Annotated in this window: 18 protein-coding genes; 6 read left to right on the forward strand and 12 right to left on the reverse strand. The window is 71.1% G+C overall.

Annotated features, from left to right (window positions below; all coding sequences use genetic code 11):
- Positions 1–114: 114 nt before the first annotated feature.
- The 3 genes from KIK05_RS34110 to pdxH form a co-directional block, all read right to left on the reverse strand.
- Complete coding sequence (locus tag KIK05_RS34110; RefSeq protein WP_214414959.1) at positions 115–819, reverse strand: iron-dependent transcriptional repressor DtxR; 705 nt, start codon at positions 817–819, stop codon at positions 115–117.
- Positions 820–1,061: 242 nt separating this feature from the next.
- A complete protein-coding gene (locus tag KIK05_RS34115; RefSeq protein WP_214414960.1) occupies positions 1,062–2,342 on the reverse strand; it encodes an MFS transporter in 1,281 nt (426 codons plus the stop codon).
- A 70-nt stretch (positions 2,343–2,412) separates the two neighbouring features.
- A complete protein-coding gene (gene pdxH / locus KIK05_RS34120; RefSeq protein WP_214414961.1) occupies positions 2,413–3,066 on the reverse strand; it encodes a pyridoxamine 5'-phosphate oxidase in 654 nt (217 codons plus the stop codon).
- Positions 3,067–3,236: 170 nt separating this feature from the next.
- On the opposite strand from pdxH, the gene KIK05_RS34125 reads away from it, so the two are divergent.
- Both KIK05_RS34125 and serC read left to right on the forward strand, forming a co-directional pair.
- Entirely contained in the window at positions 3,237–4,343 is a 1,107-nt protein-coding gene (locus tag KIK05_RS34125) for a citrate synthase 2 (RefSeq protein ID WP_214414962.1), read from the forward strand.
- Positions 4,344–4,487: 144 nt separating this feature from the next.
- A complete protein-coding gene (gene serC / locus KIK05_RS34130) occupies positions 4,488–5,600 on the forward strand; it encodes a phosphoserine transaminase (RefSeq protein WP_214414963.1) in 1,113 nt (370 codons plus the stop codon).
- 61 nt (positions 5,601–5,661) lie between these two features.
- On the opposite strand, the gene KIK05_RS34135 is transcribed toward serC, so the two are convergent.
- From KIK05_RS34135 to KIK05_RS34175, 9 genes are all read right to left on the reverse strand, one after another.
- A complete protein-coding gene (locus KIK05_RS34135) occupies positions 5,662–6,069 on the reverse strand; it encodes a BlaI/MecI/CopY family transcriptional regulator (protein ID WP_214414964.1) in 408 nt (135 codons plus the stop codon).
- An 83-nt stretch (positions 6,070–6,152) separates the two neighbouring features.
- Complete coding sequence (locus KIK05_RS34140) at positions 6,153–6,794, reverse strand: rhomboid family intramembrane serine protease (protein WP_214414965.1); 642 nt, start codon at positions 6,792–6,794, stop codon at positions 6,153–6,155.
- 159 nt (positions 6,795–6,953) lie between these two features.
- Positions 6,954–7,718: a crotonase/enoyl-CoA hydratase family protein gene (locus tag KIK05_RS34145; RefSeq protein ID WP_214414966.1), complete on the reverse strand. Its 765-nt coding sequence runs from the start codon at positions 7,716–7,718 to the stop codon at positions 6,954–6,956.
- A 21-nt stretch (positions 7,719–7,739) separates the two neighbouring features.
- Positions 7,740–8,513, reverse strand: coding sequence for an SDR family NAD(P)-dependent oxidoreductase (locus KIK05_RS34150; protein WP_214414967.1), 774 nt, complete (start codon positions 8,511–8,513; stop codon positions 7,740–7,742).
- A 48-nt stretch (positions 8,514–8,561) separates the two neighbouring features.
- Positions 8,562–8,903, reverse strand: coding sequence for an STAS domain-containing protein (locus tag KIK05_RS34155; protein WP_214414968.1), 342 nt, complete (start codon positions 8,901–8,903; stop codon positions 8,562–8,564).
- 113 nt (positions 8,904–9,016) lie between these two features.
- Positions 9,017–9,769 (reverse strand): energy-coupling factor ABC transporter ATP-binding protein, encoded by a 753-nt coding sequence (locus tag KIK05_RS34160; RefSeq protein WP_214414969.1) that lies wholly within the window; start codon positions 9,767–9,769, stop codon positions 9,017–9,019.
- Positions 9,766–10,530, reverse strand: a complete 765-nt coding sequence (gene cbiQ / locus KIK05_RS34165) for a cobalt ECF transporter T component CbiQ (RefSeq protein WP_214414970.1) — start codon at positions 10,528–10,530, stop codon at positions 9,766–9,768. The genes KIK05_RS34160 and cbiQ overlap by 4 nt, the downstream gene beginning before the upstream one ends.
- A complete protein-coding gene (locus KIK05_RS34170) occupies positions 10,531–11,577 on the reverse strand; it encodes an energy-coupling factor ABC transporter permease (RefSeq protein ID WP_214414971.1) in 1,047 nt (348 codons plus the stop codon).
- Between the two features lie 166 nt (positions 11,578–11,743).
- Positions 11,744–13,555, reverse strand: a complete 1,812-nt coding sequence (locus tag KIK05_RS34175; protein WP_214414972.1) for a glycosyltransferase family 2 protein — start codon at positions 13,553–13,555, stop codon at positions 11,744–11,746.
- 123 nt (positions 13,556–13,678) lie between these two features.
- Here KIK05_RS34175 and KIK05_RS34180 point away from each other — a divergent pair, with 123 nt between their 5' ends.
- The 4 genes from KIK05_RS34180 to KIK05_RS34195 all read left to right on the forward strand — a co-directional run bounded on the left by KIK05_RS34180 (position 13,679) and on the right by KIK05_RS34195 (position 18,697).
- Complete coding sequence (locus tag KIK05_RS34180) at positions 13,679–14,059, forward strand: STAS domain-containing protein (protein WP_308250217.1); 381 nt, start codon at positions 13,679–13,681, stop codon at positions 14,057–14,059.
- A 120-nt stretch (positions 14,060–14,179) separates the two neighbouring features.
- Positions 14,180–16,456 (forward strand): HelD family protein, encoded by a 2,277-nt coding sequence (locus tag KIK05_RS34185; protein WP_214414973.1) that lies wholly within the window; start codon positions 14,180–14,182, stop codon positions 16,454–16,456.
- Positions 16,457–16,524: 68 nt separating this feature from the next.
- Positions 16,525–17,286: a group II truncated hemoglobin gene (locus KIK05_RS34190; protein WP_214414974.1), complete on the forward strand. Its 762-nt coding sequence runs from the start codon at positions 16,525–16,527 to the stop codon at positions 17,284–17,286.
- Positions 17,287–17,464: 178 nt separating this feature from the next.
- Positions 17,465–18,697, forward strand: coding sequence for a monooxygenase (locus tag KIK05_RS34195; protein WP_214414975.1), 1,233 nt, complete (start codon positions 17,465–17,467; stop codon positions 18,695–18,697).
- The last annotated feature ends 12 nt before the right edge of the window (positions 18,698–18,709 follow it).

Here is an 18,709-nt window from a genome sequence, read left to right on the forward strand (position 1 = left end):
GCTCCTGCAGCAGCCTTGGCGGCAAGGCGGCGTCGACCCGGACAGGCCGGGAACGCCGGGTTGAGGAACAGGGGAAACCCCGGGTGGGGAACCAACCGACCGAGCCCCGGGAGATCAGCGCCTGGAGACGAAGACGTGCGCGGCGACATCGCGCGGGAAGTCCGCGGGAATGTGGTCCGCCTCATCGTCACCCGTCACCCGTACACCGTCGTCGCTCGCCGCGAGCGTCACCTCGCGTCCGGGTTGTATCCCAACTTGCTTGAGTTTAAGCATCACAGCAGGATCACTTTGCACTTGTTCGCTAATTCGGCGGACGACAACGGGTATGCCGCTGGGTCCGGCCAGATCGGCCATGGCCTCGATCGCATCATCAGCGGACAGTTCGGACTCTTTGACGCCAAGCTCGTCGAGCCCCGGGATGGGGTTGCCGTGCGGGCACACCACGGGGTTGTCGAGGAGGGTGACCAGACGGGCCTCCACCGACTCGGACATGACGTGCTCCCAGCGGCAGGCCTCGATGTGGACCTCTTCCCACGGAAGCCCGATGACCTGGGTGAGGAGGCACTCGGCCAGGCGGTGCTTGCGCATGACCCGGGTCGCGAGCGTGCGCCCGAGATCGGTCATGGCCAGGTGGCGGTCGCCCTCGACGCGGACCAGGCCGTCACGCTCCATGCGAGCCACCGTCTGGCTGACCGTCGGGCCGCTCTGCTGCAGCCGCTCGGCGATGCGCGCACGGAGAGGGGTGATCCCCTCCTCTTCCAGCTCGAAGATCGTACGGAGGTACATCTCCGTGGTGTCGATGAGGCCGTGTGCGGTCAAGGCTCCTCCCCTCAAATATCGATGCTACGTCCAGTTCCGGGGTTGAAAGCCGTGTCCGGACGGGGTTCGCGTCGCTGCCCGCGCGGGGCTGTGGGCGACGTCCGAACGAAGCTTACGCAGGCCTACCGACAGAACGGCCGGAGATGGAGAACTCCTTCGGAAGACCGGAAGACCCGCTGTGTCAAGGATCTCATCTCCGGCGCATCGCCGCAGGGGCCGTCCAGAATGTGACCGCCGGGCCGCTACACCTCCGACGGCCGGGCGTCCTTGGGCCGGTGCAGCACGGCGGCGTCGTACCTCCTGAACGCCGGGACGGCGAGGCCCGCGACCAGCACGAGGACGGCGCACACCAGCCCGCCGCCCGCCCAGGCCGGGATCAGCCCGAAGGCGCTCGCCGTGGCCCCGGCCCGCAGGTCGCCGAGCCGCGGCCCGCCCGCCACCACGACCATGAACACCCCCTGCATCCGGCCGCGCATCTCGTCGGGGGCGTAGGTCTGCAGGATGGTCTGCCGCCAGACGGCCGACACCAGGTCGATGGCGCCGCCGACCGCCAGCAGGGTGACGAGCAGCCACAGCGGCTGCGCGAACGCGGCGGCGGCGACCGTCAGGCCCCACAGCGCGATCACCACGGTCAGCGCCACCCCCTGGCGGCGCACCCTGCCGACCCAGCCCGACAGCAGCCCCGCCGCCACGGCGCCGATGGCGATGCTGGCCGACAGCCAGCCGAAGGCGACCGCCGACCCGCCGAAGCGCTCGGCCGTCATCTCGGGGTACAGCGCCCTGGGCATCGCGAAGGCCATGGCGATGATGTCGACGACGAACGACATCATCACGATCGGCTGGCCGGCAATGTACCGCAGGCCGTCCACGACCGAGCGCAGGCCCGGCCGCGCGATCTCGCCCAGCGGCGCCAGGCGCGGCAGGCGTACGGCGGCGTAGAACCCGGCGCCGAAGAGGATCACGTCGGTGAGGTACGCCCAGGCGTACCCGCCGCTGGCCAGCACGATCCCGGCGAGGAGCGGGCCGACGACCGTGCCGACGCTGCTGACCAGGAAGTTCAGCGTGTTGGCGGCGGCGACCCGCTCGGTGGGGACCAGGCGGGGGATGATGGCGCCCCGCGTCGGGGAGGTGATCGCGAAGCCGGTCGACTGGACGGCGACGGCGACGAGCATGACGTAGACGTTCCCCAGCCCTGACCAGGCGTGAAGCAGGAGGACGAGGGTAGCTGTCCAGGCGACCAACGAGCCGGTGAGCAGCAGCCTGCGGCGGTCGACGGCGTCGGCCACGGCCCCGCCCCACAGGCCGAAGACGACGAGCGGGATGAGGTTCGCCGGGCCGAGCAGCCCGACCCAGAGCGACGAGCCCGTGATCGCGTACACCTGCGCGCTCACCGCGACCGAGGTGAGCTGGAAGCCGATGAACGAGACACCCTGCCCGAGCAGGAGCCGGCGGTACGGCGCTATGCGCAGGGGCCGGGTGTCCACGGCGACCCGTTTCAGACGCGACTGGACGACCCCCGACATATCCCACCTCGCCCATCCCGGACATATGACATGGCTCGGGGCACTTTACCCATGTCGTTCGGGCGAGCTGTCAGGGGGCGAGGCGCTCCACGATCCAGGAGTCACCGGAACGGCGGTAGCGCAGCCGGTCGTGCATGCGGTCGATCTGCCCCTGCCAGAACTCCACCTCCGACGGCACCACCCGGAAGCCTCCCCAGAAGTCGGGCATCGGCGGCTCCTCGGGCCAGCGCTCGGCCAGCTCGCGGAAGCGGTCGTCGAGCTCCTCGCGAGAACGCACGACGGCGGACTGCCGCGAGGCCCAGGCCCCGATGCGCGAGCCGTACGGCCGGGAGTGGAAGTAGGCGGCGGAGTCCTCGCGCGGCAGCCGTACGACGCTGCCCTCCACCCGCACCTGGCGGCGCAGCGGGTGCCACGGGAAGACCAGGCAGGCGCGGGGGTTCTCGGTGAGGTCGCGGCCCTTGCGGGACTCGTAGTTGGTGTAGAAGACGAAGCCCTCGGGGTCGTACCCCTTCAGCAGGACGGTTCGGGCGGTCGGACGGCCACCGGCGGACGCCGTGGCCAGCACCATGGCGTTCGGCTCGGGAAGCCCCGCCTCGACGGCGTCGGCGAACCAGGTGCCGAACTGCGTCACGGGGTCGGAGGCGAGGTCGGCCTCCGTGAGCGGCTGACCTTCATAAGTACGGCGAAGCCCGGCGAAGGAGGGCGGGCTCGATGCTGCATCCACAGACGGGTATTCTTCCGCGTCCGGCACAACTGCGCAGCGGTACCCCCCACCAGGGAAGACCGTGTTTCGGCGGGCCCTCGCGGCAGAGCACTCCCCCCAAGGGGGTTGAATATGACCCGCCGGTATCTCGACATCAAGGCTTTGACTTCAAGAAAGGGAGGCGGCCGCGAATGTCCGACTTCAAACCCGGGCTGGAAGGCGTAGTAGCGTTCGAGACCGAGATCGCGGAACCGGACAAAGAAGGGGGCGCCCTGCGGTATCGGGGCGTCGACATCGAAGAGCTCGTCGGACGGGTCTCCTATGGCCACGTCTGGGGCCTGCTGGTCGACAACAAGTTCCAGCCGGGGCTGCCCCCGGCCGAGCCTTACCCCATTCCTGTCCACTCCGGTGACATCCGCGTCGACGTCCAGAGCGCTCTCGCCATGCTGGCCCCGGCGTACGGCTTCCGTCAGCTGCTCGACATCGACGAGGACCAGGCCCGCGACGATCTCGCACGCGCCTCGGTGACCGCTCTGTCGTTCGTCGCCCAGTCCGCCCGCGGCCTCGGCCTGCCGATGGTGCCGCAGTCGCGCGTCGACGAGGCGTCCTCGATCGTCGAACGCTTCATGGTCCGCTGGCGCGGCGAGCCCGACCCCAGGCACGTCAAGGCCATCGACGCCTACTGGACCTCCGCCGCCGAGCACGGCATGAACGCCTCCACGTTCACCGCCCGGGTCATCGCCTCCACCGGCGCGGACGTCGCCGCCGCCCTGTCGGGCGCGGTGGGCGCCATGTCCGGCCCGCTGCACGGTGGCGCCCCCGCCCGCGTGCTGCACATGATCGAAGAGGTCGAGCGCATCGGCAGCGCCGAGACCTATGTCAAGAAGGCCCTCGACAGCGGCGAGCGCCTGATGGGCTTCGGCCACCGCGTCTACCGCGCCGAGGACCCGCGCGCCCGCGTCCTTCGCCGCACCGCCCAGGAGCTCAACGCCCCGCGCTACGAGGTCGCCGTCGCCCTGGAGAAGGCCGCCCTCGCCGAGCTGCACGCGCGCAAGCCCGACCGCGTCCTCGCCACCAACGTCGAGTTCTGGGCCGCGATCATCCTCGACTTCGCCGAGGTGCCCCCGCACATGTTCACCTCGATGTTCACCTGCGCCCGCACCGCGGGCTGGGCCGCGCACATCCTGGAGCAGAAGCGCACCGGCAGGCTCGTCCGCCCGAGCGCCAAGTACGTCGGTCCGCCGCAGCGCTCCATCCACGACGTCCCCGGGGCTGACGAGGTCATCGTCAAGGACTGACAATCCCGGCTCCCCCGCCGACGACCTCGTTCAGGGCCCGCAGCCCCCGGTTGCGGGCCTTTGACGTCTCGATGCGCGACCGGCGACATCTCAGGATCCGGACCCGCGACGTGAGCACCCAGGTGGCTCACTACGCTTGGTTGGGTGGCTGACATCGAGATTCCCGCTGAACTCAAGCCCGCGGACGGCCGTTTCGGCTGTGGGCCTTCGAAAGTACGTCCCGAGCAGCTGGCCGCCCTGGCCGACGCCGGCGCGAGCGTGATGGGCACCTCCCACCGCCAGAAGCCGGTGAAGAACCTGGTCCGCCGGGTCCGCGAGGGGCTCACCGAGCTGTTCTCCCTCCCCGAGGGGTACGAAGTGGTGCTCGGCAACGGCGGCACCACCGCGTTCTGGGACATCGCGGCCTTCGGGCTCATCAGGGAGAAGTCCCAGCACCTCCACTTCGGCGAGTTCTCGTCGAAGTTCGCCGCCGTGGCGAAGAAGGCGCCGTGGCTGGCGGAGCCGAGCGTGATCAAGTCCGAGGTGGGAAGCCACCCGCAGCCGGTGACCGAGGCCGGCGTCGACGTCTACGCGCTCACGCACAACGAGACCTCCACCGGCGTCGCCATGCCGATCAAGCGGGTCGGCGACGACGACTCGCTGGTGCTGGTCGACGCCACCTCGGGAGCGGGCGGCCTGCCCGTCGAGGCGGGCGAGTTCGACGTCTACTACTTCGCGCCGCAGAAGAGCTTCGCCTCCGACGGCGGCCTGTGGATCGGCCTGTTCTCGCCGCGCGCCCTCGCCCGGGTGAACGAGATCGCCGCCACCGACCGGTTCGTCCCCGAGTTCTTCAGCCTGCCGACGGCGATCGACAACTCGGTCAAGGACCAGACCTACAACACCCCGGCCGTGGCCACGCTGTTCCTGCTGGCCGACCAGCTCGACTGGATGAACGGCAACGGCGGCCTGGCCTGGACCACCGCCCGTACGGCCGACTCGGCCTCCCGGCTCTACACCTGGGCCGAGAAGACCTCCTACACCACGCCGTTCGTCGCCGACCCGGCCCAGCGGTCCAACGTCGTCGGCACGATCGACTTCGCCGACTCGGTGGACGCGGCGGAGGTCGCCAAGGTGCTGCGGGCCAACGGCATCGTCGACACCGAGCCGTACCGCAAGCTCGGCCGCAACCAGCTGCGCATCGCGATGTTCCCGGCGATCGACCCGGCCGACATCGAGGCGCTGACGGCCTGCGTCGACCACGTGGTCGAGCGCCTCTAGGTAGAGGTGCCCGCCAGGCGGCGTGAGAGACCGGCTCCCGGCCTTTCACGCCGCCGGTGGCTCATGAGGGCGGCTGCACCCAGCCGGGCCCTCCGACGGGCCTGTGCCCCTCGGTGCGGCGGGCCAGCTCCTCCAGCAGGCGCAGGGCGTCGTCGATGTCGACGCTCTGCGCGAAGCACGACAGCACGGGGGCCCGGTCGGGGCTCTCGGCGAGCGCCTCCAGCATGACGGCCGTGACGTGCTCGTCGCGGGAGCGCCGGGCGGCGTAGCGGAAGGCCTTGCGGTCGGACGTGCGGCTCAGCAGTTCTTTGCGTACCAGGCGCTCGGCGACGGTCTGCACCGTGGTGTAGGCGAGTGCCTTGTCGCCGTCGGCGTTGAGCCTTTGCTGCAGCTCGCGGACGAGGAGTGGGTGCGGGGAATCCCAGAGCACCTCCATGATGGCGCGCTCCAGCGATCCCAGGTTGTTCACCCGGCCATTGTCCACCAGCCGGACCCGCCGCGCCTAGTGAAGATCGTCGCCTGGTGGTTTCGTCCCTCGATGGTGCTTTCGGCTCAGCGCAGCGCCGCCGCGCGCCTGCGGCGCCGCAGCGTCCACGCGGCGAGCACGCCGCCGATCAGGCCGAACAGGTGTCCCTGCCAGGAGATGCCGGGCTGGCCGGGCAGCACGCCCCAGATGAGCGAGTAGTAGAGCACGGCGACCCCGATGCCGAGCGCGATGTCGAGCAGGTGCCGGTCGAACAGGCCGCGCGTCACGACGTACCCGAAGTAGCCGAACACCAGCCCGCTCGCGCCCACGGTCAGCCCGGGCGGGCTGAGGAACCACACCCCCAGCCCGCTGACGATCACGATGATGAGGCTCGCCACGAAGAACCGCCCGAGCCCGCGCAGGGCGGCCAGGAAGCCCAGGATCGCCAGTGGCACCGTGTTGGCCATCAGGTGGGCGAAGCCGGCGTGCAGGAACGGCGCGATCAGGATGCCGGTCAGGCCGCTCACGTCGTGGGAGACGATGCCGTACTGGTCGAGGTCGGCCGGGAGGATGTAGTCGGCGATCTCGACCGCCCATTCGACGGCCACCAGCAGGGAGACGACGATCGCGGCCCCGAGCGCGCCGGTGACCAGGCCGACCACGCGCCGTTTGACCGCCTCGCCCGAGGGTCGCCGGGCGGATGTCACTCCGGTCGCGTACTCGCTCATCGTTCTCCTCAGGTGACGGCCCCCGAAGGTGCTTTGCCCTCCCTTTACCGTACGTAGGAGTGGTTTAACCCGCGATTTCCCTCAGGACGCGAAAAAGGCGCATGTTGCCCGCGACCACGGGCAACATGCGCCTCCCACTCACCTAGAGGCGGCGCTGGCTCACTCCCCCGCCCACTTCGGCGGACGCTTCTCGGCGAAGGCCGCCGCGCCCTCCATGGCGTCCTTCGAGCCGAAGACCGGATTGATGATCTCGCCCTGCCGCCGGAACATCTCCTGCCGGGACCAGTCGGCCGATTCGACGATCACCCGCTTGGTCGCGAGCAGCGCCAGCGGCGCGTTCGCCGCGATCTTCAGCGCCAGCTCCTTGGCCTCCCGCAGCGCCTCGCCCGCGGGCGTGACACGGTTCACCAGGCCGAGCTCGTACAGCCGGGACGCCGGGTAGTGGTCGCCGGTGAGCGCGATCTCCATGGCGACGTGGTACGGGATGCGGCGCGGCAGCCGGATCACGCCGCCCGCCCCCGCCACCAGCCCGCGCTTGGGCTCCGGCAGGCCGAACTTCGCCTCCTCGGAGGCGACGACGATGTCACACGACAGCACCAGCTCGAAGCCCCCGGCGAGCGCGTAGCCCTCCACCGCCGCGACGATCGGCTTCTTCGGCGGGGCCTCGGTGAGGCCGCCGAGGCCCCGCCCCTCGATGACCGGGAAGTCGCCCTTCAGGAACGCCTTGAGGTCCATTCCCGCCGAGAAGGTGCCGCCCGCGCCCGTGAGCACGTACGCCGAGACGTCCTTGCGCTCCTCCAGCTCGTCCAGGGCCGCCGCCACGCCGCGCGCGACGGCGCCGTTGATGGCGTTCCTGGCCTCCGGCCGGTTGATCGTGATGACGGCGATGCCGCCGTCGACGTCGACGAGAACCTCGTCAGACACCCTTACCTCCGGTGCTCGCGGTTACTTGGGCTGGAAGCGGATCCCGCCGTCGAAGCGGATGACCTCGCCGTTCATGTAGTCGTTCTCGACCAGCGAGCGCACCAGGTGGGCGAACTCCGACGCGCGACCCATGCGCTTGGGGAACGGCACCGGCGCGGACAGCTTGGCCTTGAACGCCTCGGCCTCCGGCCCCGACCCGTAGATCGGCGTGTCGATGATGCCCGGGCAGATCGTGAGCACCCGGACGCCGATCGCCGCCAGGTCGCGCGCGGCGGGCAGGGTCATGCCGATGATGCCGCCCTTGGAGGCGGAGTAGGCCACCTGGCCGGTCTGGCCCTCGATGCCGGCGATCGACGCGGTGTTGATGACCACGCCGCGGGCGCCGTCGGCGTCGGCCGGCTCGGTCTTCGCCATGGCCGCCGCGCCGATGCGCATGAGGTTGAAGGTGCCGATCAGGTTGACGTCGATCACCTTGCGGTAGCTGGCGAGGTCGTGCGGCGAACCGTCGCGGCCGACCGTACGGGACGCCCAGCCGATGCCGGCGCTGTTGACGACGGCGCGAAGCGGCTTGCCGGTCGCCACGGCGGCCTCGACGGCCGCCTGCACCGAGGCCTCGTCGGAGACGTCGGTCTGCACGAACACGCCGCCCAGCTCGTCGGCGATCGCCTTGCCCCGCTCGACGTTGAGGTCGGCGACGACGACCGTGGCGCCGGCGGCGGCGAGCTCGCGGGCCGTCGCCTCACCGAGGCCGCTGGCACCGCCAGAGATGATTGCTGCTGCTCCGTTCAGGTCCATATCCCGGACCTTAACGCGGGAACCGAATGAAGTTCTACTAGGGGTGGCTCAAATCTCGCCGGAGATGGCCGTGTCGACGTCGGTGTACACCTTGATACGCCGATCGAGGCCCGTGGTGCGCAGGATGCGCGCCACCGGGGCCTGCGGGGCGGCCAGCGCGACGCCGCCGCCCTCCCCCGTCGCGAGACGCCAGGCCTCGATGAGCACCGACAGCCCGCTCGAGTCCATGAAGGACAGCCCGCCGAGATCCAGCACAAGCCGGTTGCTGTCCTGCTTGATCGCGTCACGCACCTCGTCGCGCAGGAACGGGGCGGTGAACAGATCAAGCTCACCTTCGACAGCGACGACGACGGCGTCTCCGAACGCGCGCCGCGCCAGCCGCAGCTTCATGTGGAACCTCCTCGCGCGCCCCACTTTACTGGTCGACCCGGGGAGCGGAAGGTTCGCCACCAGAAGATCGGGCCGATTCCTCCCAGGTGGGGGCCGAGAGTACGCGTACAGGCTCAGTGCGACCGCTCGGCCACCGCGAATCCGTACGGCAATTCCAGGCGGTGGGCGGCGAGAAGGTCGGGGTCGGCGAGGATGTCGCGCGTCGGCGCGTCGGCCGCGATCACGCCCCCGGACAGGATGAGCGAGCGCTCGCACAGCTCCAGGGCGTACGGCAGGTCGTGGGTGACCATGAGCACGGTGACGTCCAGCGAGCGCAGGATCTCGGCGAGCTCACGCCGCGAGGCGGGGTCGAGGTTCGACGACGGCTCGTCCAGCACGAGGATCTCGGGCCGCATCGCGAGCACGGTGGCGACGGCGACCCGGCGCCGCTGCCCGAACGACAGATGGTGCGGCGGCCGGTCGATCACGTCGGGCAGGCCCACCCGGTCGAGCGCCTCCCTGACCCGGAGCTCCAGCTCCGGGCCGCGCACGCCGAGGTTGGCCGGACCGAACGCGACGTCCTCGCGGACCGTCGGCATGAACAGCTGGTCGTCGGGGTCCTGGAACACCAGCCCTACACGCCGCCGGATCTCGCCCAGCGTGTTCTTGCGCACCGGCAGGCCCGCGACCTCCACCGAGCCGTGCCCGCCGGTCAGGATGCCGTTGAGGTGCATGACGAGAGTGGTCTTGCCCGCGCCGTTCGGTCCGAGCAGGGCCACGCGCTCGCCGCGCTCGATGGTCAGGTCGACGCCGAACAGCGCCTGCGTGCCGTCGGGATAGGCGTAGGCCAGCTCGCTGACGCGCAGGGAAGGCGGGTTGGTGCTCAAAGGACGCTCCAGGAAAGGACGGCGGTCGCCAGCGCCGCGGCGGGCAGGAGCGCGGCGGTGGCCCAGTCGGCCCCCGACGCGCTCAGATCATGGATGACCGGCATCGAGCCGTTGTACCCCCTGCTCAGCATCGCCAGGTGGACCCGTTCGCCGCGTTCGTAGGAGCGGATGAACAGCGCGCCCGCCGACTTGGCGATGACGGGCAGGTGGCGCACGTCGCGGGCGACGAAGCCGCGGGCCTCGCGAGCGACCCGCATGCGGCGCATCTCGTCGAGGATGACGTCCATGTAACGCAGCATGAACATCGCGATCTGCACCAGCAGCGGCGGCAGGCGCAGGCGCTGCGCGCCGAGCAGCATCATGCGCGGCTCGGTCGTGGCGGCCAGCAGAATGCTCGCCACGACGCCGAGGGTGGCCTTGGCGAGGATGTTCCACGCGGCCCACAGGCCCTCGGCGCTGAGCGACAGCCCCAGCACCTCGACGCGCTCGCCCAGCCCGATGACCGGCAGCACGACGGCGAAGACGACGAAGGGGATCTCGATCACCATGCGGCGCAGCACGAACGCCGCCGGGATCCGGGCGAGGGCGGCGACCGCCGCGAGCAGCAGGACGTAGACCCCGAAGGCCCAGAAGGCGTCCCTCGGGGTCGCGACGACGACCACCGCGAAGGCCGCCACGGCGGGCAGCTTGCACTGTGGCGGCAGGCGGTGGACGACGGTGTCGCCCGGCCGGTACAGCTCGTGGTGGTGTCCGGCGCCCATTTAGACGTGCGCCCGTTCCTGGTCGCGGTTGCGGCGCCGTACCGCGTAGAAGATCGCGCCACCGGCCACGACGGTGATGCCGACACCCGCGACCCCGGCGACGCCGACCGCCAGGCGCTCGTTGCCGATGCCCTTGACGCCGTAGTCGGCCAGCGGCGAGCCGTTCATCGCGTGGCCCTTCTCGTTGACGTCGAGGCCCTTGTCGCCCGCGACCTTCTCAAGGCCGTCGGGGCTGCTGGAGGCGTAGAAGGAGACGAAGCCGGCGAGGAGCACCGCGACCAGCGCGCCGCCGATCAGCAGCGGGCGGGCGCTGCGCGCCGGGGCCGGGGCCGGGGCCGGAGCCGGGGTCGAGGCGACCTCGCTGGTGGTGCCGTCGGCCGAGCGCAGCACCAGCGGGGCGGTCAGGCCCCGCGCGCCGTACACCAGGTCGGGGCGCACGGCCAGCACGCTGCTCACGGTCAGCGCCGTGATCACGCCCTCGCCGATGCCGATCAGGACGTGCACGCCGCCCATGGCGACCGCCACGGACGAGACGTCGATGGGGGCGGTGCCGCCGATCCAGAACAGCACCGTGAAGATCAGCGCGGCCACCGGGACGGAGATGACGGCGCCGGCGAAGGCGGCCACGGGGATGATCGCCCGGCCGCGCGGGACGGCGCGCACGACGAGCCGGAACACCGCCCAGCCGACCGCCGCGGTCACGATCGCCATCAGGCTGATGTTGACGCCGAGCGCGGTCAGGCCGCCGTCGGCGAAGAAGAAGCCTTGGACGAGCAACACCACGGCGACGCACAGGACGGCTGTGTATGGGCCGACCAAGACCGCGGCGAGCGTGCCGCCGAGCAGGTGGCCGCTGGTGCCGGCCGCCACGGGGAAGTTGAGCATCTGGACGGCGAAGATGAAGGCCGCCACCAGGCCCGCCATGGGCGCGGTGCGGTCGTCGAGCTCGCGCCGCGCGCCGCGGAGGCAGACGCCGAGGCCGGCGGCCGCGAACGCACCGGCGGCGATAGAGACCGGCGCGTTGAAGAAACCATCTGGTACGTGCACCAGGAGCCTCCGATGGATCGACTTGTGCCAACTCTAGGCCATCGGCTTGTAGGTGCAAGAGAGTGGCAGTAACGGATGATTCGCTGGGGTATGCGCACCCCGGGGATAGGGGGAAGGGACACCCCTGCACTCCGGAAGAACCAGGGGTCGCCCTGGGGGAACGGCCTCAGCGGTGGATGCGGATCGTGCGGCGGACCACGGACCTGGGGCTGCGGGAGCGGACCGTGACGACGAGCTTGCGCCGGACCTTGGACGCCCGCGCCAGCGCCGTCCAGCGCCGCCGCCCCCGCCACCAGGCCACGCCCGGTCCGAGCTTGGCGATCTCGGCCTCCCCCACCTGGACGGGGTAGCGCACCGGCGGCCCGCCGAGGTTGAGCTCCAGCGCCGCCTCCCACGTGCCGGGGACGTCGAGCGTGGCCGTGGCCGTGAACCGGGTGTCGCCGACGGCGGAGGCGGGCGTACGGCGCTCGCTGCCCGTGGAGCGTTCCCGCCAGACCACCTGCCGGACGCAGCGCGCGGCCGGGATGTCCTCCCCGGCGGTGACCGTTCCCTCGATGGTCAAGGTGCCCTTGCCGCTCCAGGCGGCGTGGGTCAGGCGCACGGCGCCGGGGACGGACGCGACGTACCCGCCGACGTCGATGCTGAGGTTGCCGTGGGGGCGCGTGAGGTAGGGGACGGCGACGGCCGAGGTGAGACGCGGCCCGGGAGGGGTGACGCCGGGATCGCGATCGGCGCCGAACCTCGCCACCCGGCGTACCCCCTCGCACGCGATCACGACGTACATGTCCCAGACGCCGGGGGGCAGCCGCGACACCTCGACACCGCCCGCGAAGACGTCGGCGACGCAGGTCACCGGCACCCTGCGCTCGGCAGCGCTGGAACGCTCACGAAGCAGCAGTCCGACCGTGACGCCGTTCCAGGAGTCGCTGAGCGAGGCGCGGCCGGACACCTGCAGCCGGTCGCCCGCCCATTCGAGCCCGGTGAGGCGGCGGTGGATCTCGGCCGCCTCGACGCGCGCCAGCCGTACCAGCCTGTCGACGTCGCCGAGCGAGGCCGCCCGCAGCCGGTCGATCGGACGCAGCCGGTCGAGGACGCCGTCGGTCAGCCAGGTGGCGCACATCTCGGAGATCTCGCGGACGATCGCGGGCCGCGCGGCCGGGTCGGCCGTCAGGAACGGCGTGCCGAGCTGGCCGAGGATGTCGAAACGGAAGTGCCGCCGCAGGAGGTGGTCGCGCAGCGGTCCGGCGGGGATGTGGCGGAGCATGAGCTCGATCGGCGTGCGGATCATCCGTAACCAGGCCAGCGGGTCGCGTCCGCCGGGCTGCTGGGTGAGGCTGCTGCCGTCGGGGCGCGCCACCAGGTGGTAGCAGTCGTGGTCGGCGACCACGGAGATCGTCTCGGCGTGGCAGTAGGCGTGGACGGAGAAGAGGATGTCCTCGCCGACGCGCAGCGACTCGTCGAAGAGGATGCGGTGCCGCACCAGCAGCTCACGGCGGAACAGCTTGAAGCAGTGGAGGGTGTTGTAGACCGTGGTCTCGCCGAGCGGCGCGTGGTCGAGGTTCTCCCGGAACATCGAGGCGGGGACCTTGCGCCCGTGGCCCACCATCTTGCCGAGCACGATGTCGGAGCCGTTGCGGTCGGCCATCTCCACCATGCGCGGCAGAGCCTCGGGGCCGAGGTGGTCGTCGGCGTCGCAGAAGAAGACGTACCGGCCTCCCGCCCGGGCCATCGCGTGGTTGCGGGGACGGCCGGCGCCGCCCGACGCCTGCTCGTAGGTGACCCGTATCTCGGGGAACCTCGCGGCGTAGTCGGCCAGCAGGTCGCGGCTGCCGTCGGTGGATCCGTCGTCGACGACGACGATCTCCTTGCTGACGGACTGCCGGAGCAGCGAGGTCAGGCAGCGGTCGAGATAGGGGCGGCAGTTGTGGACGGGCACCACGATGCTCACGTCGACCAGCCCATTACTTTCCGTCTTCATTACGGAACATTATGTAACCGACCACCGGCGCAATCAGCGCCTTTGCATCACCAGGAAGACCTGCTTGTTTGCCTATGGACGCTTATTGCCCTTCTGTCAGGGTAACAAGTTCGCAACAGGGAGGTGATCACATTGGCATACCCAGCGCGCGCGAGAGGGCTGGAGATCCGCCGGCGACAGGAAGGGGCATGCACTGTCGTGGAGGTGGCCGGCGAACTGGACATGAACGCGGTTCCCCTGCTCCGCGCGGAACTCGACGGCGTGATGAGAGCGACCAGGCGCCCCTGTCTGGTGCTCGATCTGACGAAGACGACCTTCTGCGACTCCGCCGGCCTCGGACTCCTGGTCGGCACCTACACCCGGGTGCGGGAGACGGGCGGACGGGTGGTGTTCGCGGTGGTACCCGGCATGATCTCCAGGCTGCTGACCATCACGCACCTCGATCATCACTTCGAGACCTACGAGTCGGCGGACGACGCGGTGGAGATCCTGCGGGCCGCCTGACCGGGAACCGGCTGGACGGCATGGGTGGATGCGCGGGGAGAACGGGAGCTGCTAGGCTCTACCGTTCGGCACTTTCTTTACCCATTGATGCACATCTACCCGTAAGGATTTTACCACACGATGGAGCATCGCGCATCCGACCCGGTCCGCGCCCAAGCCATCCAAGCCGAACAGACCTACGTCTCGATGCTGTACGACCGACTGGACGCGGTTCGTGAACGCGCCGAGGCGGCACTGCGCCGCGAACACGCGAGCGGCACCGCCGGCGGCACGCACCAGGCCCGCCTGGAGCGCGACGTGGCGGCCCACGAGCACGCCCGCCGCGTCTCCCAGCTCTCCGGGGTCGAGCGAGGCCTGTGCTTCGGCCGCATCGACGACGCCGGCGGCGAGACGTACTACATCGGCAGGGTCGGCCTCCGCGACGCGCACGACGAACTGGTGCTCGTCGACTGGCGCGCCCCCGCCGCCCGCCCGTTCTACACCGCCACCCCGAGCGACCCCGGCGGGCTGGTACGGCGCCGCCACCTGCACACCCGCGGCCGGGAGGTGGTGGACCTCGACGACGAGGTGTTCGACCTGCGGCGGATGAGCGAGCCCGACCGCCGCACCCTCGTCGGTGAGGCCGCGCTCCTGGCGGCGCTGCGCCGGGGCCGTACCGGGCGGATGGGCGACGTGGTGGCCACCATCCAGGCCGAGCAGGACCAGGTGATCCGCTCTGGACTCGCCGGGGCGCTGGTCGTGCAGGGAGGGCCCGGGACGGGCAAGACCGTCGCGGCGCTGCACCGGGCCGCGTACCTGCTGTACGCCCACCGGGACACCCTCCGGCGCCGCGGAGTACTGATCATCGGGCCGAATCCGGTGTTCCTGCGCTACATCGGCCAGGTGCTCCCCTCCCTGGGCGAGACCGACGTGGTGCTGACCACGGTCGGCGAGCTGTACCCCGGCGTGCGGGCCACCGCGGCCGACACGCCCGAGGCGGCGGTCGTCAAGGGTGATCCGCGCATGGTGGAGGTGCTCAAGGGGGCGGTGCGCGACCGGCAGCGCGTCCCCGAGGGCGACTTCGAGGTGAAGATCGAGGCGAGGACCTCGGTGCGCGGCGGCGTCGAGGTCGTGGTGGACTGGACGACCCTGCGCGTCGCCCACGAGACCTGCGTGCGCGCCCGGGACCGGGCCCGTGCCGTCCGCAATCCCCACAACGTCGCACGCAAGCTGTTCGTCGACTCGATGCTGACCGCGCTCGCGCTCGACGAGGCCCGCCGGCTCGACCGCCCACTGGAGGACGGGGACCTCGCCTACGCGCGGGCCCTGCTGTGGCGCGACCCCCGCGTGCGCGCGGCGCTGGACGAGCTGTGGCCGCGGCTCACACCCGAACGGCTGGTCGGTGAGCTGCTGTCCGATCCGGGAGCCCTGCGTTCGGCCGGCGGGCTGCGGCCGGAGGAGCAGGCGGTGCTGGTACGACCGCGGGGCGCGCCGTGGACGACCGGGGACGTCCCGCTGCTCGACGAGGCCGCCGAACTGCTCGGCGAGGACGACGTCGAGGGCAGGGCCGCGCGGCGGACGGCCGCCCGCGAACGCGGCGAAGAGGAGCTGTACGCCCGCGAGGTGCTGGAGATCACCGGTCTGGCCGAGGCCGAGCTGTTCGACGCGGGCGTCCTGGCCGACCGGCAGGAGGAGACGTCCGGCCTCACGACCGCCGACCGGGCGGCCCGCGACCGCACCTGGGTGTACGGGCACGTCATCGTGGACGAGGCGCAGGAGCTGTCGGCGATGGCGTGGCGCACCGTCATGCGCCGCATCCCCGCGCGCTCGCTGACCGTGGTGGGCGACATCGCCCAGACCGGCTCGGCCGCCGGCGCCCGGTCGTGGGGCGAGATGCTCGACCCGTACGTGAAGGGCCGCTGGCGGGAGGCGCGGCTGCTGGTCAACTACCGGACCCCCGCCGAGATCATGGAGGTCGCCGCCGACGTGCTCCGCGCGGTCGCCCCCGATCAGGAGCCGCCGATCTCCGTACGCGACGGCGAGGCCCCGCCGAGGGCCGTACGCGCCGGGTGCGCCGAGCTGCCGGCGCTGGTGGAGGCGGAGCTCGCGGAGATCGGCGAGGGACGCCTGGCGGTGATCGCGCCCGACGCGCGGCACCGCGAGGTCGCCGCCCTGCTCCCCGAGGCCGCCTCGACGCTGACGGCCGACGCGCTCGACTCCCCCGCGGTGGTGCTGACGGCGACGCAGTCGAAGGGGCTGGAGTTCGACTCGGTGATCGTGCTCGCGCCGGACGAGATCGTGCGCCAGTCACCCAAAGGAGGCCAGGACCTGTACGTCGCGATCACCCGGGCGACCCGCCGGCTGACCGTCGTGCACGAGAACGAACTGCCCGCCCTGCTGTCTCGCTTGAAGGACTGATTACAGGATTACAGCGATATGGGTAGGATCCTCCGCGAGTTGTTCATCCCATTGAAGGCGGTCGGCTCATGATCGTGGAATACATCCGCTACCGCATCCCCGAGGAGCGGTCGGCGGAGTTCGAAGAGGCCTACCGGAAGGCCTCCCTCTCCCTCGCCAAGGCGCCCCAATGCGTCGACTACGAGCTCAGCAGATGCGTCGACGAGCCCGCTTCCTACATCCTGCGCATCACCTGGACCTCCGCGAAGGACCACCTGGAGGGCTTCCGGCGCGGCGAGCTGTTCCCGGAGTTCTTCGCCGAGATCCGGCCGTACGTCGAGGCGATCGAGGAGATGCGCCACTACGAGCGGACGGCCGTTCGCGGCGCGGGCGGCTCGGTCCCCACCATGTACGACTGGGCGGGCGGGAGCGAGGCGTTCGAGCGGCTCACCGAGAGGTTCTACGAGCTGGTCAAGGCCGACGAGCTCATCGGGCCGCTGTTCGCCCACATGGACCCCCGGCACCCCCACTACGTCGCCATGTGGCTGTCGGAGGTCTTCGGCGGTCCCGCCAGGTACACCGACGAGCGGGGCGGCTATCCCCACATGCTGAGGATGCACCTCGGCAAGGCGATCACCGAGAAGCAGCGCCGCCGGTGGGTGAGCCTGCTGATGGACTCCGCCGACGAGGTCGGGCTGCCGGACGACCCGGAGTTCCGTGCGGCGTTCGCCGGATACATCGAGTGGGGCACGCGCCTGGCGTTCGCCAACTCGCAGCCGGACGCCAAGCCGGTACAGCAGGCCCCCGTGCCGCACTGGGGCTGGGGCGTGGCCCCGCCGTACATGGGCTGACGGCGGGACGCCTCAGGGACGCCTCAGGGCGGCATCGGTCGGACGGATGACGAGACTTCGGCCTTGAGGGGGATGGAGATCCGCGAGAGGGCGGGTGAGGCTGGGGATCGGAGAACCCGTATCCCCGGCGCCGGCCCGCCCTCGGCGGCCGCCGGCGCGGGCAGAGCAGGAGGCCGTCATGAAACACCCCGTGCTCGCCGGAGCAGCCGCGACCTTCGCCACAGCCCTTCTCATCGCCGCGTGCGCGCCGTCCCAGTCCACCGGCGGCTCGGTGGCGAACGTCGGCCAGGAGCACGCGGCCGGCGCCCATTCCTCGAGCCCGGCCGTGACCGCCGGGACGCACACCGGCCACGGGCAGCCGTTCAAGGCCCCGCCACCTCAGCCGTTACGGGCCTCCGAAAGGTTCGTCGAGCTGAAGCTGCCCCAGCCGTACACGCCGGCGGCGCCCTCGGGCGGCACCGACGAGTACCGCTGCTTCCTGATCGACCCCGGCCTGAAGCAGAAGGCATTCCTCACCGGCAGCCAGTTCCTGCCGCAGAACAGCGCGATCGTGCACCACGCGATCGTCTTCCGCCTCCCGCCGGACAAGGCACGGGCCGCCCAGGACCTCGACGCCCGCACCCCCGGCGAGGGGTGGACGTGCTTCGGTGACACCGGCGTCGACGGGGACTCGTGGATCGGCCACTGGGCTCCGGGCGCCAACGAGACGCTGCTCAAGCAGAAGGTCGGCTACCCCCTGCCCCCCGGGAGCCGCCTGGTCCTGCAGATCCACTACAACCTGCTCGCCACCCAGGGCAAGCCGGGTGAGAGCGACCAGTCGGCGATCCGGCTGCGGCTCACCGACGGCAAGGCCGGCCTCACCCCGCTGGAGACGGCGCAGCTCCCCGCGCCCATCGAGCTGCCCTGCGCGCAGGGCGAGTCGGGCCCGCTGTGCGACCGCGCCGCGGCCGTCCGCGACGTCGCCCACCGCTTCGGGCAGGACGCCGAGCGGACGGTGAACGAGCTCAACCAGTTCTGCAACCAGGGCAAGCCGCCCGTCCCCGGTCCCACGCAGCACTGCGACCAGCCGACCCCGACCGGTGGCACGATCTACGCGGTCGCCGGGCACATGCACCTGCTCGGACGCTCCATCAAGATCGAGCTCAATCCCGGCAGGCCGGACGCGCGCACCCTCCTCGACATCCCGGTCTACAACTTCGACGACCAGGCCATCCGTCCCCTGGCCGAACCCGTCACCGTCAAGCGCGGCGACACCTTCCGCGTGACCTGCACCCACGATGCCGGCCTGCGCGGGATGCTGCCCGCCCTGCAGGGGCAGCCGGCCCGCTACGTGGTCTGGGGCGACGGCACCAGCGACGAGATGTGCCTCGGCCTCCTCGTCTGGACGCCCGGGGCGGCACCTCGGCGATAGGGTCCGGCCATA

This window comes from Sphaerisporangium fuscum (assembly GCF_018531465.1).
Lineage (GTDB): Bacteria > Actinomycetota > Actinomycetes > Streptosporangiales > Streptosporangiaceae > Sphaerisporangium > Sphaerisporangium fuscum.

Excerpts from the sequence above, each read along its gene's own strand:
- KIK05_RS34115 (WP_214414960.1), bottom strand. The coding sequence starts at position 2,342 with ATGTCGGGGGTCGTCCAGTCGCGTCTGAAACGGGTCGCCGTGGACACC.
- KIK05_RS34125 (WP_214414962.1), top strand. The coding sequence starts at position 3,237 with ATGTCCGACTTCAAACCCGGGCTGGAAGGCGTAGTAGCGTTCGAGACC.
- KIK05_RS34140 (WP_214414965.1), bottom strand. The coding sequence starts at position 6,794 with ATGAGCGAGTACGCGACCGGAGTGACATCCGCCCGGCGACCCTCGGGC.
- KIK05_RS34150 (WP_214414967.1), bottom strand. The coding sequence starts at position 8,513 with ATGGACCTGAACGGAGCAGCAGCAATCATCTCTGGCGGTGCCAGCGGC.
- KIK05_RS34155 (WP_214414968.1), bottom strand. The coding sequence starts at position 8,903 with ATGAAGCTGCGGCTGGCGCGGCGCGCGTTCGGAGACGCCGTCGTCGTC.
- cbiQ (WP_214414970.1), bottom strand. The coding sequence starts at position 10,530 with ATGGGCGCCGGACACCACCACGAGCTGTACCGGCCGGGCGACACCGTC.
- KIK05_RS34175 (WP_214414972.1), bottom strand. The coding sequence starts at position 13,555 with ATGAAGACGGAAAGTAATGGGCTGGTCGACGTGAGCATCGTGGTGCCC.
- KIK05_RS34185 (WP_214414973.1), top strand. The coding sequence starts at position 14,180 with ATGGAGCATCGCGCATCCGACCCGGTCCGCGCCCAAGCCATCCAAGCC.
- KIK05_RS34190 (WP_214414974.1), top strand. The coding sequence starts at position 16,525 with ATGATCGTGGAATACATCCGCTACCGCATCCCCGAGGAGCGGTCGGCG.
- KIK05_RS34195 (WP_214414975.1), top strand. The coding sequence starts at position 17,465 with ATGAAACACCCCGTGCTCGCCGGAGCAGCCGCGACCTTCGCCACAGCC.